Below are 15995 nucleotides of genomic sequence, written 5' to 3' on the forward strand. Positions count from 1 at the left end.
AGATGCTATTTTTCGTAGACCTGTGTACAGCCCGATCCGGTGTTGCCCAGCGCATCGCGCACACAGGTGGTGTAGCTGCCGGGAGGCAGGGCAAAAACAAAGCGGCCGGCGGCGAGATCTTTTAGCAGCGGGTCGATGCGCGTGCCGGCGGCGTCGACGCAGTACATCTCGGCCACGCCGCTGGGGTCGGCAAAGGTGAACACGGTGCAGCCCCCCTCTACAGTACTGTTCTGCAGCGAAGGGGGCTGATCGTCGATGCAGCTCACCACCAGCCGGCGCCGGGCGACACTGCCGTTTTTGCCCCGCGCAACGAGCGTGTACACACCGCTGTGGGGCACGCTGACTGCGTAGGCGCCGTCCCTGTATTCCAGCGGCCAGCGATCCTCCTCCCCCTGCAGATAGACCTCCCGCACGCCTGCCGGGCAGACGACCTGCGCCTGTAGGGTGACCGGCTGGGCCTGGGGCGCCGTCTGCGGCCACCGTGCGTCGACGATCGCGACCGGGGCGGCGGTGGCCGCCCCCAACAGCAGCAGCGCGCAAATTGCCGATACGGCGGTGAGCAGGCGCAGGGGACGGCGGCGGTGGGAGCGGCCGGAGCCGCTCTCTGCCGCCAGCCGCTGCCGCCAGCTCTGCTCGGCTGTTTGCTCGATACGCGGCCCCAGCGGCCACACCAGCAGGCTGCCAAGGCCCATCTGGCTCCGCAGCTTGCCGAGGGCCCGCTTTAGCAGGCGCTTGACCGTGCTCTCGGACCGGGCCATGACGATGGCGATATCGCGTATTTTGAGCCGCTGGCCGTAGCGCAGCAGCACCGCCTCACGCTCGTCGGGCGGCAGCGCGGCCAGAGCGGTGCGCAGGCGCTCGCGGTCGCTCTTTCGATCGATCATCTGCTGGGGTGTGGGCGCGGTATCGGCCAGATCGCCGGCGGCGCTGTCATCCAGCGACAGGTCAGCCGGCGTTTGCCGCTGGCGGCGCAGATACTGCAGGCACAGGTTGCGGCTGATCCCGCTGAGATACGCCGCCACTAGCTCGGGGGGATCGACGGTATCTATTTTTTGCCAGAGGTGCAGGTATGTCTGCTGCAGCAGGTCCTCCGCCACCTGGGGGCTGGCCACCAGGTGCAGGATGCGGTAGTACTGAAACCGGGCAGTGGCGGCATACAGCGCATCAAAGGCGGTGCGGTCTCCGGCGGCAGCGCGCTGGGCGAGCTGGCCCAGCTGGCGGTGGGTATACGGCATAATATCGCCCCTTTTTGCGACATTTTTGTCGCCATATCTCTAGCCACTATAGCACGACCGTATAAATGGCGACAAGTGGAAAAAATTTTTCGGCAAAATGTGACCCATTTCTGCAAAAGATGCCAATTATTAAGTAGCCCATCGCCTAGATGCGCAGTATCTGGCACCTGGAGCGAAGGCATTTACATCACGATTGGGAGGGCTGGACTATATGGGACACAAGAGGAGAGCCGGCAGCAGGTGCTCGGCGCTGCTGCTGGCGGCGGCTATGACTCTGTCGGCGGTGCTGCTGCCGCCAAGACAGGTAGCGGCTGCCGAAGAGACGGCGCTGTATATCGATACCGGCGCCGCGGTCAGAGGCGGCGACGGCAACTTTACCTTTCCCGACTTGCAGGTGCACGCACCTGCCGGGCAGGAGGTCAAGAGCGTGACGGTGCAGTTTACCAGCGTCGTAGAGGCTGCCGACACGATAACGCTGCCCACTTTGGGGGATTTTACCAGGTTGAGCGGCAGCAAAGAGGTGAACGTATCGATCAATGCCAGCGGCAAGAGCTGCGACGACTGGAGCCGGTATCTGCGCGAAAACCTGAAGGTGAAGCTGGCCGGCGACGATATGAAAAAGCTGCGGCTGGTAGCCAGCTACGAAGAGACCACCGACATCTACGACTACGACGCTGAAAGCGGGCACTACTACCAGGCGGTAAAGGACGAGATCGTGTGGGCGCAGGCGCTCACCGAGGCGGCCGACGCCACCTATATGGGCATGCAGGGCTACTTGGTGACGGTGACCAGCAAGCATGAAAACGACATCATCACCTCGCTGGTGAAGCAAAACACCTGGATGGGCGGCACCTGCCACCCCGACTATACCGGTGACGCCGCCGGCTACACGATATCGTACGGAAAGTACTACTGGGTGACCGGGCCCGAGAGCCTGGACAGCGCGGGGAACTTTGCCCCCTCCCTGTTTTGGCAGGGCGCTTTTAGCCAGTCGCAGGCCAATAACCCCAGCAGTACAGTGATCTACAGCAACTGGAACGGCGGAGAGCCCAACAACGGGCAGAACAAAGGGACCGAGTACTGCCTGCACATGTGGGGCACTTCGGACCTGATCGGCACCTGGAATGACGGGACCCCGGCAGTGAAGGCCGGCTATATCATCGAGTACGGCGGCATGCCCGGCGACAAGCCGGTCACCGATGGCGGCGGCAGCGGGTTTTCGGTCGTCGACGTCAACCTCGACCCCACCGGAAAGAGCCTGTCTACCAGCGCCAAAGACATTTTTGTGGGGCAGCAGCCCGAGGTGAGCAGCAAGGCCAACGGCAGCCAGGTAGACGCGGTGACCCATGTCTATTATGAGCGGGACCCCGACGGCACCTGGGCACCTGTTGAAGGGCTGCCGACCCACGTGGGAGAGTACCGGGTAGAGTCTGTCAAGGAGGGGTATAACGGCGACAGCGACACGTTTTCGGTGTTGCCGATAGAGCTGAGCGTGGCCCCCGCCGATACAGATGGACAGGCCTATACCAAGATCTATGACGGCGGCACAGACTACAGCGGCGGTTTTGTGCTGAGCGGGCTGCCCGAGGGGGCCAAGGTCGGCCTGAGCTGCACTGCCACCTACAACAGCAAAAATGTGGCCGAGGCCGATACCATAACCCTTACCGAGGTGGCGCTGACCGGCGAAGATGCCGGCGACTATGTGCTGACCGGCCTGACAGATGGAAAGGTGACGGTACCGGGGACCATCACCCCGCGGCCGCTGGCGGTCTGCCCCACCTTTGCCGTGACGGACAGCTGGGCCGGTGTGCCGCTGGCAGATACATACGGGCACAGCGTCACCGGCTACGACCCCGACGGCAGCTGGGGGAGCATGTTGGCGGGCGGCGACCGCGTAGAAGATACACTGGGTGCCCCGGTGTACAGCTGCCGGGCAGGAGATATAGAACTGGACCGGGGCAACCCGGCGGCCGGGACCTATGTGCTGGCGGTGGATTTTCCCGACAGCACTGCACTGGCCAGACAGAACTACGCGATCACCTACTCCCCTATCCAGATCGTTATTCGCCAGCGGCAAGCGCCGCAGGTGCGCCCCGGCGAGGAGCAAGATACCGGTGGCGGAAGCGACCCCGGTGGCACCCAGCCCGAATACCTGGTCCCCGATGCCGTCAGCACCGAGCCGGACGGCACCGTGCACGCTACGATCACCGACGCGGTAACGGTAAACGTACAGCCCAGCGGCAGCCTGTCGCGAATCGAGGTGGCGCAGCTGCTCCGAGAGCGCTACCAGATCAGCTCGGTCTTGCCTGACGGGCTGCTGACCTACTCGGCCGCCACCATATTTAAAGGCGGCGCACTGCTAGAGCGCGTGGACCTGACACAGCCCGGGAGCTACCTACTGTCGATCACCGCCACCGACAGTTTGGGCAACACCACGACCATCTTGCTGGACTACACGCTGAAAGCACCGCAGCTAGGCGTGGACAGCGACTCTGACGACGGACACCAAAACCCCAGCCGGCCGGAGGACGGCGAGCTGACCGGGACTATCGCCTACACCGGCGACCACGGCATACGGCTGGCCGTTGTGTTTACAGCCGCCGCGGCCCTGGGCGGCGCCGCCTTTTTAGGGGGCAAAAAAAATGAGCGCCGCCTCTAGCGCACACCACAGATAACGGGCCAAGAGCCCGCCCCGGGCAGGATATACGGGGCGGGCTCTTTTTTTGTTGGGCTGGGCTGCATCTGTTGCGCAAAAGACCTGTGTGTGCAGCGCACAGTCTGCACGGCGGTGGCACATTGACATTTTGCGCGCGCTGCGCTATGGTGATAAAACAGTGTGTGAATAGGGGGGAAAGAGCGATGCGGGCCAAGGTACAGATGATCGCGGCCATGCTGCTTTTTGGCAGCCTGGGCGTGTTTGTGCGGCACATCAGCCTGACCTCGGGCCAACTGGCGCTGGTGCGGGCGGTGGTGGGCAGTGCGGTGCTGCTGGCCGTGAGCTTTCTGAGCGGGCGGCGGCCCCGGATGTCGGCGGTGCGCCGAAACTGGAAGGTGCTGCTCTGCTCGGGGGCGGCTATCGGCTTTAACTGGATCCTGCTGTTCGAGAGCTATCGCTACACCACCATAGCGGCGGCCACCCTGAGCTACTACTGCGCCCCGGTGCTGGTGATGCTGCTGGCCCCGGCGGTGCTGAGAGAGCGGTTGCAGCTGTCGGCGGTGGCGTGCACATTGGCCGCCGTTGCCGGTATGGCTTTGGTGGCGGGGGCCGGGCCATCGGCCGCCGGGCAGCCCCGCGCTGCACTGGGCCTGGGTTTTGGATTGGGCGCGGCGGCGCTGTATGCCTGTGTGATGCTGCTGGGACGTTTTGTGCACGGGCTGACCGGGCTGGAGAGCACGCTGATACAGCTGGCGGTGGCGGCGGTGGTGCTGTTTCCCTATGTGCTGGCTACCGACGGGTTGGACATCGCGTCTGCGGGGACCGGCAGCCTGCTTTTGGCGCTGCTGGTGGCAGTGGTGCACACCGGCGTTGGCTACTGGCTGTACTTCTCGGCGCTGCCGGCCCTAAGCTGGCAGACTGCTGCCACCTTTTGCTATATCGACCCGGTATCGGCCATCTTTTTTTCGGCGCTGTTTTTGGGCGAGCAGCCCGGACTGTGGCAGCTGGCGGGGGCGGCGCTGATATTGGGCGCCGCCTTTGGCGGCGAGTGGTGGCGCGGCCGGCGGCAAAACAGCGCACCGACCCCTGCCGCCGACAGCGCAAAAAACAGATGAGACCGACGGGACCCGCTGCGAGCGGTATGTGCCGAATATAAAAAGGAGTGTAAAGCATGTGCAAGAACAACCCCTATGACGACCCCCAATTTTTTGAGGCCTACAGCCAGATGGGGCGCTCGACCCAAGGGCTGGCTGGGGCCGGCGAGTGGTATGCGCTCAGAGAGCTGCTTCCCGATCTTGCCGGTAAGCGCGTGCTGGACCTGGGCTGTGGGTACGGCTGGCACTGCCAGTATGCCGCCCAGGGCGGCGCCAGCTACGTGCTGGGCTTGGATATTTCGGAGAAGATGCTGCAGGTGGCACGGGAGAAAAACCGATTTGACCAGGTGGAGTACCGCTGTCAGTCGATAGACGAGATCGATTTTGCCGCCGACAGCTTTGACGTGGTACTGAGTTCGCTGGCGCTGCACTATCTGCCCGATTTTCAGGATATCTGCCGCCGGGTGGCCGGCTGCTTGACGGTGGGCGGGCAGTTTATCCTGTCGGTGGAGCACCCGGTATTTACCGCCTACGGCAGCCAGGACTGGTACCGCGACGAGCAGGGGAAGATTTTGCACTGGCCAGTGGACGGCTACTATATCGAGGGGGAGCGCCAGGCGATATTTTTGGGCCATCCGGTACAGAAATACCACCACACCGCCACCAGCTTTGTACAGGGGCTGTTGCAAAATGGTTTTGTGCTGACCGACTTTGTTGAGCCGCGGCCCGACCCATCGATGATGGACCTGCCCGGTATGCAAGATGAGCTGCGCCGCCCCATGATGCTGCTGTTGGCCGGCAGGCTGGATAGGAGGTAGCGGCAGCTTTTATGGCTGCTGCCGGAGATGCCGTACAGCCGCCCGGCTGTACTTGCATTCTGATAAAACAGACTTTATAATGGGGACAGGAACTGCCCACATACTCGTTTAGAAAGGGGATGCCCACCATGGAATCTATGGAAAACGTGCTGGTATGCAACTGCAAAAAGGTGACCTACGCCGACATTGAGAACGCGCTGCATCAGCTGCCCACCATGACCGCTGTAGAACAGCAGTTTGAAGGTGTGCAGAAGATCACCCACTGCTCTACCGGCTGCGGTGGCTGCCACGATAAGATCATGAAGATCATCTCGGATATCATGTACCCGTGATGGTGCCAAAACGGCCCCCTCAGCTAAAGCTGAGGGGGCCGTTTTATCGTTCTGCGCTCTACCCGTCAAACGGCTCGACCTGTATGGCCGAGGGGTCGCTCTGCGGGCAGCGGTACAGCAGATCGTCGGGGCCAGTAAAATACAGATAACCGCCGCAGGTGTCCAGAGGACTGGCGAAGGGATCGTCTTTTACAGTGAAAGGCAGGGTCTCTATCCGGCCGGTCTGGCTGTGTACCCGCGCCATCGTCTGATAGCTGTCGCTGTCTATCAGGTACAGCCAGTTTTCGTCGTAGGTGAAAAGGCGCATGCCTTCGGGCAGTTTGGCACACAGCTGCACCGGATCTTTACTCTGGTAATCCGCCACCCACAGCGCATCGGCCTGCTGGTAATAGACGCCGCGATGGGTGGCCAGCCATCCGTCGTACATGGTGCCGGTGTAGGTGCAGATGTGCTGGCTCTCACCGCCGCCGAGCTGTGACAGCACGATATCCTGCCGCACCGTCACCTGGGGCTCATAGCCCAATACCTCGTGGTTTTCGGCAGCGGCATAAATGCCGCTGTCGAGATCCAGCGCCCCCAACCCGGTGTACACAGCCGACAGCGGGCATACGACACCGTTTTTCAGCGGCTTTAGATCGGGGAGACTGTAGGTATCGGCACCGTTTGCCCGCAGCATGTCTTGCCCCCCCTCTGCGGTGTAGAGCACATCGCCGATGATCTCGTAATACTGCGGAAAAAACGGCTGTTGTTGCAAGGCGCCAGTGTGCAGGTCGCAGCTCCAAAAGCCCAGGGCAAACAGCGCATCACCGCGCGGCGTCATGTCGCGGCTGGTAAACAAAAGCAGATCTTCCCGATACAGACGCAGGCCATACAGCTGTGTATCGGGCATGGAGACCAGCACTTTAACAGCCCCCTGCGCATCTATCTGATAGATCTCGTGGTAGCTGCAGACATAGGTATTGTCGGCGCCCCGGCGCACCCGGCTGTTTTGATACTTGTTGTCCTGATAGGACAGCTGACTGCCGTAGCTGGGCGGGGCCGGTTTTTTTGAGGGTGCTGTCAGTTTTTTTGCACCTTCACTGGCGTGGCTGCACCCGCCAAGCAGGGCGGTCAGCGCCACTGCCACCGCCAGCAGTTTGGCCGCGCGCATGTGGCACTCCTCCCCTTTTTTGACTGCGGTCAAAGCAGCACTTCGGTCTTGGCCGGCTGGGTGGCTGCCAGCAGGCGGCCGCGGTTATAGCTGTAGAGCACGGCGCTCTGCCGGTTGAGGGCGTCGTAGAAGTTGGCGGCGTCCAGCACGATAAAGCTGGCTGGTCGGCCGGGTTCGATGCCGTAATCTTTGCCCAGGTGCAGGGTGCGGGCAGCGTTGTGGGTGATGAGCCGGTAGCTGTCCATGATCTCCTGGTAGCCCATCATCTGGCAGACGTGCAGGCCCATGTGCACCACCGTGCGCATGTTGCCGTTTCCCAGCGGATACCAGGGATCGAAGATGTCGTCGTGGCCCATAGACACGTTGCAGCCGTTGGCCAACAGCTCTTTTACTCTGGTCACGCCCCGGCGCTTGGGGTAGGTGTCGAACCGGCCCTGCAAATGGGTGTTGACCAGCGGATTGCAGATAAAGTTGATGCCGCTCATAGAGAGCAGGCGAAACAGTTTGCCGCAGTAGGCGTTGTTGTAGCTGTGCATGGCGGTGGTGTGGCTGGCGGTGACCCGGTCGGAGAGACCGCTCTCCAGCGCCCGGCAGGCCAGCACCTCCAGCCCACGGGACTGCTCGTCGTCGATCTCGTCGCAGTGCACATCCACCAGCTTATCGTATTTCTCGGCCAGCTGCATACAGAAATTGACGCTCTCTACGGCGTACTCGCGGGTGAACTCGAAGTGGGGGATCGCGCCCACGCAGTCGGCGCCCATCTTCACCGCCTCCTCCACCAGTTCTTTGCCGTGGGGTACGCTTAGGATGCCGTCCTGGGGGAAAGCCACGATCTGGATATCGATCAGGTCGCGTAGCTCCTCCTTGAGCTCCAGCATGCCTTTCATACCCGCCAGAGTGGGCTCGGTGACGTCTACGTGGGTGCGGATATGCTGTACGCCGTTGGCTGCGTACATCTTACAGGCCCGGCGGGCCCGGTCCTTTACATCTTGGGGGGACAGTTTCTCTTTGCGCTTACCCCAACAGGCGATGCCCTCAAACAGGGTGCCCGACATGTTCCATACCGGGTCGCCGGCAGTGAGACAGGTGTCGAGGTGGACGTGGCTCTCGATAAAGGGGGGAAGCACCAATTTGCCGGTACAGTCGAGCACCTCTTCGCCGGGGGTGGGTTGCAGGTCGGGGGCGATCTCGGCAAACAGGCCGTTTTGCACCCGGATATCGGTGGGGGTGACGGCATTTTCCAGCAGGCAATTTTTGATGAGCAAACAGATCTCTCCTCTCGCTTTGACGGCACACGGGACCGCACCGCCGCCCGTTTGAGGGCGCTGCGCAGTTACAGGTGCCAAAAGGGGCCAGAGGCACCGGCTGACCGTCTGGGCGGTACTGAGCCGGGCCTCGGGCCCCTTTTACTGTATGTATTTATTTTTGCCCGATGAGCGGGGTCTTCTCGATGAACTCCTCCACCACATCCCAGGACGGGACGGTGCGGGCGCCCACTTTGCCGATGGCGTAGCAGGCGGCGGCGTTGCCGTGCATGACGGCGTCGTGCAAGTCGAGGCCGCGGGCCACCGAGGCGATAAAACCGGCGTTGAAGGCGTCGCCGGCGCCCACGGTGTCGACCACCTCCACATCGAAGGTGGGCAGGAAGCCGTGCTCATTGCCCTGGTAGTAATCTACCCCGGCAGCACCGGCGCGGCAGATGACGACTTTACCCTGATCGGCATAGTACTTGCAGGCCTCCTCGGGGGTGGCCTTACCGCTGAGCGGCACATACTCCTCTTTGCCCGAGCCCAGCAGCACGTCGGCCAGCTCTACGCAGCGGTTTACGCGGGCCTTGAACTCGTCGGTAAAGGGAGAGACTTCGATGCGCAGGTTGAGGTCAAAGGAGATGGTGATGCCGCCGTGGGCCTTACACTTCTCTAAAAAGCCGATGACTGTGTCGGCGGCGGGGTTCTCGCGCAGCATGAAACCGGTGGTCTGTACCCAGCCGATCTTGTCCATCAGCTCGTCGGGCAGGTCTTCAGGCACCAGCTGCAGGTGGCTGGGGTGCACCGGCGGGAAGGCGTACAGGATGCGGTTTTTATCTTCCGACACCACGGCGAATACTGCCACGGTGGAGATGGCCGGGTCACAGGCCATGTAGTCGGTCATGACGCCGTCTTTGTGAAAATCCTCTTTTAAGAAGTCGCTGTAGTAATCTTTGCCCGCTTTGCCGGCAAAGTAGACGGGCATGCCCAAGCGCGCCAGACCGGACGCGGTATTGGCGGTGGCGCCGCCGGACTGGATGGTGGGGTCGGGGCGATAGGTGTTGTCCACCTCTTCGCCGCGGGCGATCGCGTCCATGATCTGGCGGGATTCGCCGTAGGGGATGATGATGTCGGGGTTGATATCGCCCAGGCACAAGATGGCCTTATCGGTCTTTAAACTTTTCATTAGAACTTTACACTCCTGGCTTCACGGCAGAATTTTTCGACTTTCTCGAGATCTTTGATGCGGGTGCCATCGGGCAGGAACTTGTTGGTGTGGGTCAGCGAGTCGACGCCCCAGGGTTTGACGATGCGCACCGCCTCGGCCACGTTCTCGGGGGTGAGACCACCGGCCAGGATGACATCGGCTTTGCCGGCGACGGCTTTGACGATCTCGGCGTCGATATTCCAGTCGTGGGGGACACCGGCGGCGCCCACACCGGGGATGTTTTCGGTGACCGAGTCGAGGATGAGGATATCGCACCACTCGGCGTACATTTTGGCCTCTTCGATGGACTCGGGGCCGGACACGCCGACAGCCTGCTCCAGGCGGGTGGTGGGGTTGGCTTCTTTGATGCGCTTAGCCAGCTCAGGGGTGGAGAACACCTCGCCGCCGCACATGTGGATCACATCGGGTTTGAGCTCACGCACCCGCTCGACCACCAGGTCCTCGGGGTCGTCGATAGAGATGAGCACGCCGTTACCTTTGCCCTTGATGGTGGCAAAAATCTCTTTGATCTCGTCGTAGCTGAGCTCGTTGGGCAGGTTGGCGCCCGACACCGGGGAGACCCCCAGATAGTCGCAGCCCAGCTCGATGACTTTCAGGGCCTCTTCGGGGGATTTGATGGAATACAGCTGAACGATCATGATGATGTCCTCCTTATTGTGTAAAACAGGTGTTTTATTACCTCAAAAGAGCATACCCAATCGCTGCGGGCGCGCAGGCTTCGCCTGCTTGCCTTGCTCTGGGTACTCTCTCTTTGAAATCTCTCTGCATGGTGCCTTTGGCACCATGGATGATGTCGGGCGGACGCCCGACTTATTTTAATGGGTACAGCGATACGTACGCAGATTTTTTATCCCTCATAAGAGCATACCCGATCACTGCGGGCGCGCAGGCTTCACATGGCGCCTACACCGCAGACGGGCCGCACTTTGTTTAATTATACCATCTATCTTTGGCCCCCCGCAACCAAAAACAGAGCGGTTTGCCGGCCAATAGGTGCCAAAGAATCTCGAGAAAAACCAGCATTTTTCATAAAATATTTTTTAAAAACACGGCAAAATAGCGAAAATTTGTCAATCTGCTTCAATCGATTTTTAATCTTCCAGTAGATTTGTCTCGGCTGTAAAAATATAAGCATTTACTTATTTATGTGAGTCAAACTTAATTATCGAGCACTGCTATAGAGATCTCTTTGCCAAAAGCGCTGCTGATAGGATACATCTCTTGACTTATGGCGCTGGGGCCTGTACATTTAATATATGTGTGATATTCGCTGCCGAAATATCTGCTAAACTGGCGGCGCGCGATAGAGGGGAGCAACGACTATGAGCGAGATCAAAAAACACCTGGCCTTTTATCTGGTCATCGACGAGAGCTGGACTACCGGTGAGCTTGCGCAGCGCTGCCGGCAAGCCGTAGAGCAAGGTGTCACCTGTTTGGATATTTTGGGCAGTGACCAAGACCGTATCGCCGCTGTACAGCAGGTGGCGATCGAGCACGGTCTCCCCTGCGTCACCCAATTTGGCGACGGCGACGGGGCGTACCTGCCCACTGTAGACATGGTCGCCGACATGCGGCAAAAGCTGGGCGCCAAGGCGATCGTAGGCTGCACTGTGTTTGGTGCCGGCGAGGCCAAAGAGGCGCAAAAAGCGGGGGCCGACTATCTGGGCGTACCGGTACAGCGTACCGGCTTAGAGACGTTAAAGGCCATCTGTGCGGCGGTGGGTATTCCGGTGGTGGCCTATGAGCCGAAGGACATTGCCGCCCTGCATGGCTGCGGCATCAATGGCGTGGGCTTTTTAGCTCAGGCTATGCCGGCGGACCTCTCTTCTACGGCGGCGGCTATTGCGGAGGTGCTGTGATGCGGGGCGCGATCTTTGATATGGACGGCACACTGCTGGACTCGATGTGGATGTGGCGGGGGCTCGACGAGCAGATACTAATCGATAACGGTGTGCCCGTACCCGAGGATCTGGGCCAAAAGATCGTGACCATGAACTCACAGCAGGCCGCCGAATATCTCTCGAGCAATTACCTGCCCCACCTGGAGCCGGAAAAGATCATGGAGAACTGGGAGGAGATGGTTTGGCAGGCGTACCGCACGGTGATCGCCCCTAAACCGCTGGTGCCCGAGTACCTGCACGCCTTAAAGGCGCGGGGGATAAAGATGTGCATCGCCACCATGACCGACCGCCCTCAGGCCGAGACGGTACTGAGACGATTGGGGCTGTGGGACCTGTTTGAATTTATCATCACCGTGCCCGAGGCAGGTAAAAGCAAGCACGAGCCGGATATCTACTTTCAGTGCTGTGAAAAACTGGGTCTGGACCCGGCTGACTGCACCGTGTTTGAGGACGCCTATTACGCTGTAAAAACCGCGAAAGCCGCCGGGTTTACCGTCTGCGGCATTTACGACGACACCTCGAAATTGGACTGGCCGGCCATTGAGCGGACCGCCGACATCGCCATTACCGATTACCGGCAGTTGCTCGAGCAGCTGTAGCCGTGCGGCCGATCGCCGTTTAAAAAGGCGCTGTACACACCGATGTGTGCAGCGCCTTTTTTATTTTGTAAAGGGGTGCCGCCCCCACGGTAAATGATATTTTTGCCGGTGGCCGGCAAGGCGGGACCGTGACACGGGGCAAGAAACCAGTGGGCACCTTTGCGGCGGCGCAGACCATACCGGTGAAAGCGGCAGCAGCCGGTACCCAGATCTTCTGTACTTTTGCCGGTATTCGCAATTTGTTCACGGTTTATTCAGCTTTTGGACCTTGTATGGCGGGGGGTGCACCGGTATGATAAAAAGCGTTTTCACCCATATATGACATACTGTCACTTGACTGCTGTGCGAGGAGCGCTATGCCCACTACTACTTTTTACAATCTGCCCGCCCCCAAGCGGGCCCGGCTGACCGCCGCCATCGTCGACGAATTTGCCCGCGTGCCGTTCGAGCAGGTCTCGATCAACCAGATCGTGCAGAACGCCGGTATCTCGCGGGGGAGCTTTTACCAGTACTTCAGCGATAAGCGGGATATGCTTTTGTACGTGCTGGACGACTACCGGCAACAGATGACCCGCCACGTGCTGTGCAGCCTGCAGGACGGAGACGGCGATCTGTTCGTGCTGTTTGCCGGCATGTTGGACTTCTGCATCCAGTTCGGCACCGACCCCAAGACCTACGGATTTTGCAAGAACCTGTTCGCCGACGCCAAGTTGGGATGCGGCTTTGTACTGGCCCCACCGGAAGAACACCTGCCCCAGGAGATCTTGGAGGCGCTGGCCGACGGTGTGAACTGGCAGACCTTGCGGGTGCGCACCCGTGACGACATTTACGAGATGATCGAGATCATGGCGCTGCTCACCAAAGACGCCATGACCCATATCTTCCGCGATATCGACCGCTGCGAAGAGATCCGCCGCCAGTACCTGCACCGGCTGGAACTGGTGCGCCGGGGTTTTGCCCTGGTGTGAAAAACGCCTAAAAGCCACCACAGAGGAGACTTTATGTTACAGCTGAAAAAAATTACCAAACGCTACACCACCGGCACCTTTACCCAGACCGCGCTGGACGGTATCGACCTAGAGTTTCGCCCGTCGGAATTCGTGGCGGTGCTGGGGCCCAGCGGCTCGGGTAAGACCACCTTTTTAAACATCATCGGCGGGCTGGACCAGTACGACAGCGGCGACCTGGTCATCAACGGCCGCTCCACCAAAGATTTTAAAGACCGCGACTGGGACGCCTACCGCAACAACAGCGTGGGCTTTATCTTTCAGAGCTACAATCTCATCGGCCATTTGAGCATTGTGGACAACGTGGAGATGGGCCTTACGCTGAGCGGTGTGTCGCGGGCTGAAAAACACCAGAAAGCCACCGAGGCGCTAAAGCGGGTAGGCCTGGCCGATCACCTGCACAAGCGGCCGGGGCAGCTCTCGGGCGGACAGATGCAGCGGGTGGCCATCGCCCGAGCTTTGGCGGGTGACCCGGACATCATTTTGGCCGACGAGCCCACCGGTGCGCTGGACACTCACACCAGCGTACAGATCATGGAGCTCATCCGCGAGATCGCCAAAGACAAGCTGGTCATCATGGTCACCCACAACCCGCAGCTGGCCGAAGATTACGCCGACCGCATCGTGCAGTTTCGCGACGGACAGGTGATCGCCGACTCTGACCCGGTGGTGCACACCGGCGAGAGCGAGCGCGGTTACACGCTGAAAAAGACCAGTATGAACTTTTTGACCGCGCTCAAGCTGTCGGGCAAAAACATCTCTACCAAAAAGGGGCGCACGGCCCTGACCGCCTTTGCCTCCAGCATCGGTATCATCGGCATCGCGCTGGTGCTGTCGCTGTCTAACGGGTTTGACAAGCAGATCAGCTTATTCGAGTCGGATACGCTGTCGGGCTTTCCGGTGATGATCACCCAGCAGGCGGTGGAGATGGACATGGACACCATGATCGAGCAGCACAGCCAGATGATGGGCAGTCAAAAACGGCCGGACGAGTACCCGGATAAAAAACAGGTTCTGCCCTATGACCCGGCGCAAAACAGCATGGTCCACCAGAACACCTTTACCCAGGAGTACCTGGATTACGTGGAGCACATCGACGGGTCGCTGCTGTCGGGCATCTCGTACACCCGCACGGTGAACATGAACCTGCTGCATCAGGACGACAGCGGCGACGTGACGGCGGCCAGCACCTCTAATCTGAATTTTGCCGCCTACCCCACCTCTCTCAAGGAAGGCGGCGAGGACTACCTGCAGTCGAGCTATGACCTGCTGGCCGGCAGCTATCCCCAGGAGGATACCGACCTGGTGCTCATCGTCGACAGCTACAACCAGATCGACCAGAATATTTTGACCCAGCTGGGGATAGACAGCAGCGGGCCGGTAGATTTTGACGACATTGTGGGCAAGACCTTTAAGATCGCCCCCAACGACCTGTACTACACCCAGATAGGTAGCTGGTTCACGGTGGATAGCAGCGCCGAGCACCTGCGCCAGATTTATGACAGCGAGGACTGCATCACGGTGAAGATCGCCGGTATCCTGCGCGCCGATCAGGATACCAAGCTGCAGGTGCTCTCGGCGGGGGTAGCCTACTCGGATAAGTTGACCCAGCGCTTTATCGATAGCGCCCAAGACTCGGCCATCGTAAAGGCCCAGCAGGAAGCAGATTACAACGTGCTCACCGGCCAGCGCTTTGACGATGCGGCCGCAGCCGGCAATCACGGCGGCAGCCAGAATGCCGCCACCAAAGAGCAGATACTCGCCGCCCTGGGCGGTGACAGCACCCCATATATGATCGCCCTGTACCCGGTAGATTTTGCTGCCAAGGAAAAGGTGACCACCTATCTGGCCGATTACAACCAGGGCCGCGACAGTGCCGACCAGGTCATCTACACCGATATGGCCGCCACCTTCACCTCGCTCTCAGGCGGTATCATGGACGCCATAACACTGGTACTGGTGGCCTTTGCGGCGGTGTCGCTGGTGGTGTCGCTGATCATGATCGGTATCATCACCTACATATCGGTGCTGGAGCGCACCCGCGAGATCGGCGTATTGCGCGCGCTGGGCGCCCGCAAGAAGGATATCACCCGGGTGTTTAACGCCGAGACCTTTATCATCGGCGCCTGCTCGGGGCTGATGGGTATTGGCATCGCCTACCTGCTCACCTTCCCGGTCAACCACATCCTCAAGAATCTGACCGACCTTTCGAACGTGGCACAGCTCAACCCGGTGCACGCGATCTTGCTGGTGGTCGTAAGCGTAGCGCTGACCATGCTGGGGGGCATGATCCCCGCCCGGCTGGCGGCCAAGAAAGACCCCGTGGAGGCGCTGCGCAGCGAGTGAGGCCCTGTAATTTTGACCACTATGTAAAAGGAGTGCCCGTATGGAAAGCAGACATGCCCCTTTGAGCGTGCGCAGTGCCCGGCGCACCGGCCGCTGTGGACGGCAGTTCCGCCGCCAGGGACCAGCACCCAAACGTCCCGCCGGCCGACTGGGCCGGCAGCTGACCCACCTGTTTGGCCGCCGCACGCGCACCGTATAAAATATCGATACGCTCGCCATGAGTCCCCGGCACTGGAGGTTACCAGTGCCGGGAACTTGCTTTTTCTGGCGGCAGCCGGTCTATTGGCGGCCGGTACCTGACGCCTGTACAAAAAGAGAGGTGGAAATTTTGACCATTCTTATACTAGGCAGCGAGGGCTGTTTCCTCTATAATAAAAGTACG

General features: G+C 60.3%; 14 protein-coding genes. 9 read left to right on the forward strand and 5 right to left on the reverse strand.

Annotated elements, in window-relative coordinates; translation table 11 throughout:
- Nucleotides 1-5: 5 nt before the first annotated feature.
- Nucleotides 6-1235: an RNA polymerase sigma factor gene (locus tag H8K20_RS06810; protein ID WP_186487882.1), complete on the reverse strand. Its 1230-nt coding sequence runs from the start codon at nt 1233-1235 to the stop codon at nt 6-8.
- 211 nt (nt 1236-1446) lie between these two features.
- Here H8K20_RS06810 and H8K20_RS06815 point away from each other — a divergent pair, with 211 nt between their 5' ends.
- From H8K20_RS06815 to H8K20_RS06830, 4 genes are all read left to right on the forward strand, one after another.
- A complete protein-coding gene (locus H8K20_RS06815) occupies nt 1447-3894 on the forward strand; it encodes a YDG domain-containing protein (RefSeq protein ID WP_186487883.1) in 2448 nt (815 codons plus the stop codon).
- Nucleotides 3895-4094: 200 nt separating this feature from the next.
- Nucleotides 4095-5006, forward strand: a complete 912-nt coding sequence (locus H8K20_RS06820) for a DMT family transporter (protein WP_186487884.1) — start codon at nt 4095-4097, stop codon at nt 5004-5006.
- A 56-nt stretch (nt 5007-5062) separates the two neighbouring features.
- A complete protein-coding gene (locus tag H8K20_RS06825; protein WP_186487885.1) occupies nt 5063-5803 on the forward strand; it encodes a class I SAM-dependent methyltransferase in 741 nt (246 codons plus the stop codon).
- 128 nt (nt 5804-5931) lie between these two features.
- A complete protein-coding gene (locus H8K20_RS06830) occupies nt 5932-6135 on the forward strand; it encodes a (2Fe-2S)-binding protein (protein WP_243206189.1) in 204 nt (67 codons plus the stop codon).
- 58 nt (nt 6136-6193) lie between these two features.
- Here H8K20_RS06830 and H8K20_RS06835 read toward each other — a convergent pair whose 3' ends face one another.
- The 4 genes from H8K20_RS06835 to H8K20_RS06850 all read right to left on the reverse strand — a co-directional run bounded on the left by H8K20_RS06835 (nt 6194) and on the right by H8K20_RS06850 (nt 10398).
- The gene (locus H8K20_RS06835; RefSeq protein ID WP_186487886.1) at nt 6194-7285 is read right to left on the reverse strand and encodes a hypothetical protein; all 1092 of its coding nucleotides are present in this window, start codon (nt 7283-7285) and stop codon (nt 6194-6196) included.
- Between the two features lie 29 nt (nt 7286-7314).
- A complete protein-coding gene (gene codA / locus H8K20_RS06840; protein ID WP_154865246.1) occupies nt 7315-8550 on the reverse strand; it encodes a cytosine deaminase in 1236 nt (411 codons plus the stop codon).
- Between the two features lie 154 nt (nt 8551-8704).
- Nucleotides 8705-9718: a carbohydrate kinase family protein gene (locus tag H8K20_RS06845; RefSeq protein WP_105205573.1), complete on the reverse strand. Its 1014-nt coding sequence runs from the start codon at nt 9716-9718 to the stop codon at nt 8705-8707.
- Complete coding sequence (locus H8K20_RS06850; protein WP_105205572.1) at nt 9718-10398, reverse strand: phosphoribosylanthranilate isomerase; 681 nt, start codon at nt 10396-10398, stop codon at nt 9718-9720. Before H8K20_RS06850 ends, H8K20_RS06845 begins: the two co-directional genes overlap by 1 nt.
- A 684-nt stretch (nt 10399-11082) precedes the next feature.
- Here H8K20_RS06850 and H8K20_RS06855 point away from each other — a divergent pair.
- The 5 genes from H8K20_RS06855 to H8K20_RS06875 all read left to right on the forward strand — a co-directional run bounded on the left by H8K20_RS06855 (nt 11083) and on the right by H8K20_RS06875 (nt 15812).
- Nucleotides 11083-11619 carry a thiamine phosphate synthase gene (locus H8K20_RS06855; RefSeq protein WP_186487887.1) on the forward strand — a complete coding sequence of 179 codons (537 nt, stop codon included), beginning with the start codon at nt 11083-11085 and terminating at the stop codon, nt 11617-11619.
- Nucleotides 11619-12260, forward strand: coding sequence for an HAD family hydrolase (locus H8K20_RS06860; protein WP_105205570.1), 642 nt, complete (start codon nt 11619-11621; stop codon nt 12258-12260). The genes H8K20_RS06855 and H8K20_RS06860 overlap by 1 nt, the downstream gene beginning before the upstream one ends.
- A gap of 356 nt (nt 12261-12616) precedes the next feature.
- On the forward strand, nt 12617-13228 hold the full coding sequence (locus H8K20_RS06865; protein WP_105205568.1) for a TetR/AcrR family transcriptional regulator: 612 nt from the start codon (nt 12617-12619) through the stop codon (nt 13226-13228).
- A gap of 33 nt (nt 13229-13261) precedes the next feature.
- Nucleotides 13262-15613 carry an ABC transporter ATP-binding protein/permease gene (locus H8K20_RS06870; RefSeq protein ID WP_186487888.1) on the forward strand — a complete coding sequence of 784 codons (2352 nt, stop codon included), beginning with the start codon at nt 13262-13264 and terminating at the stop codon, nt 15611-15613.
- 40 nt (nt 15614-15653) lie between these two features.
- Nucleotides 15654-15812 carry a hypothetical protein gene (locus H8K20_RS06875; RefSeq protein ID WP_164998274.1) on the forward strand — a complete coding sequence of 53 codons (159 nt, stop codon included), beginning with the start codon at nt 15654-15656 and terminating at the stop codon, nt 15810-15812.
- The last annotated feature ends 183 nt before the right edge of the window (nt 15813-15995 follow it).

The sequence above is a fragment of the Neobittarella massiliensis (ex Bilen et al. 2018) genome (genome assembly GCF_014269355.1).
Classification (GTDB): domain Bacteria; phylum Bacillota; class Clostridia; order Oscillospirales; family Ruminococcaceae; genus Neobittarella; species Neobittarella massiliensis.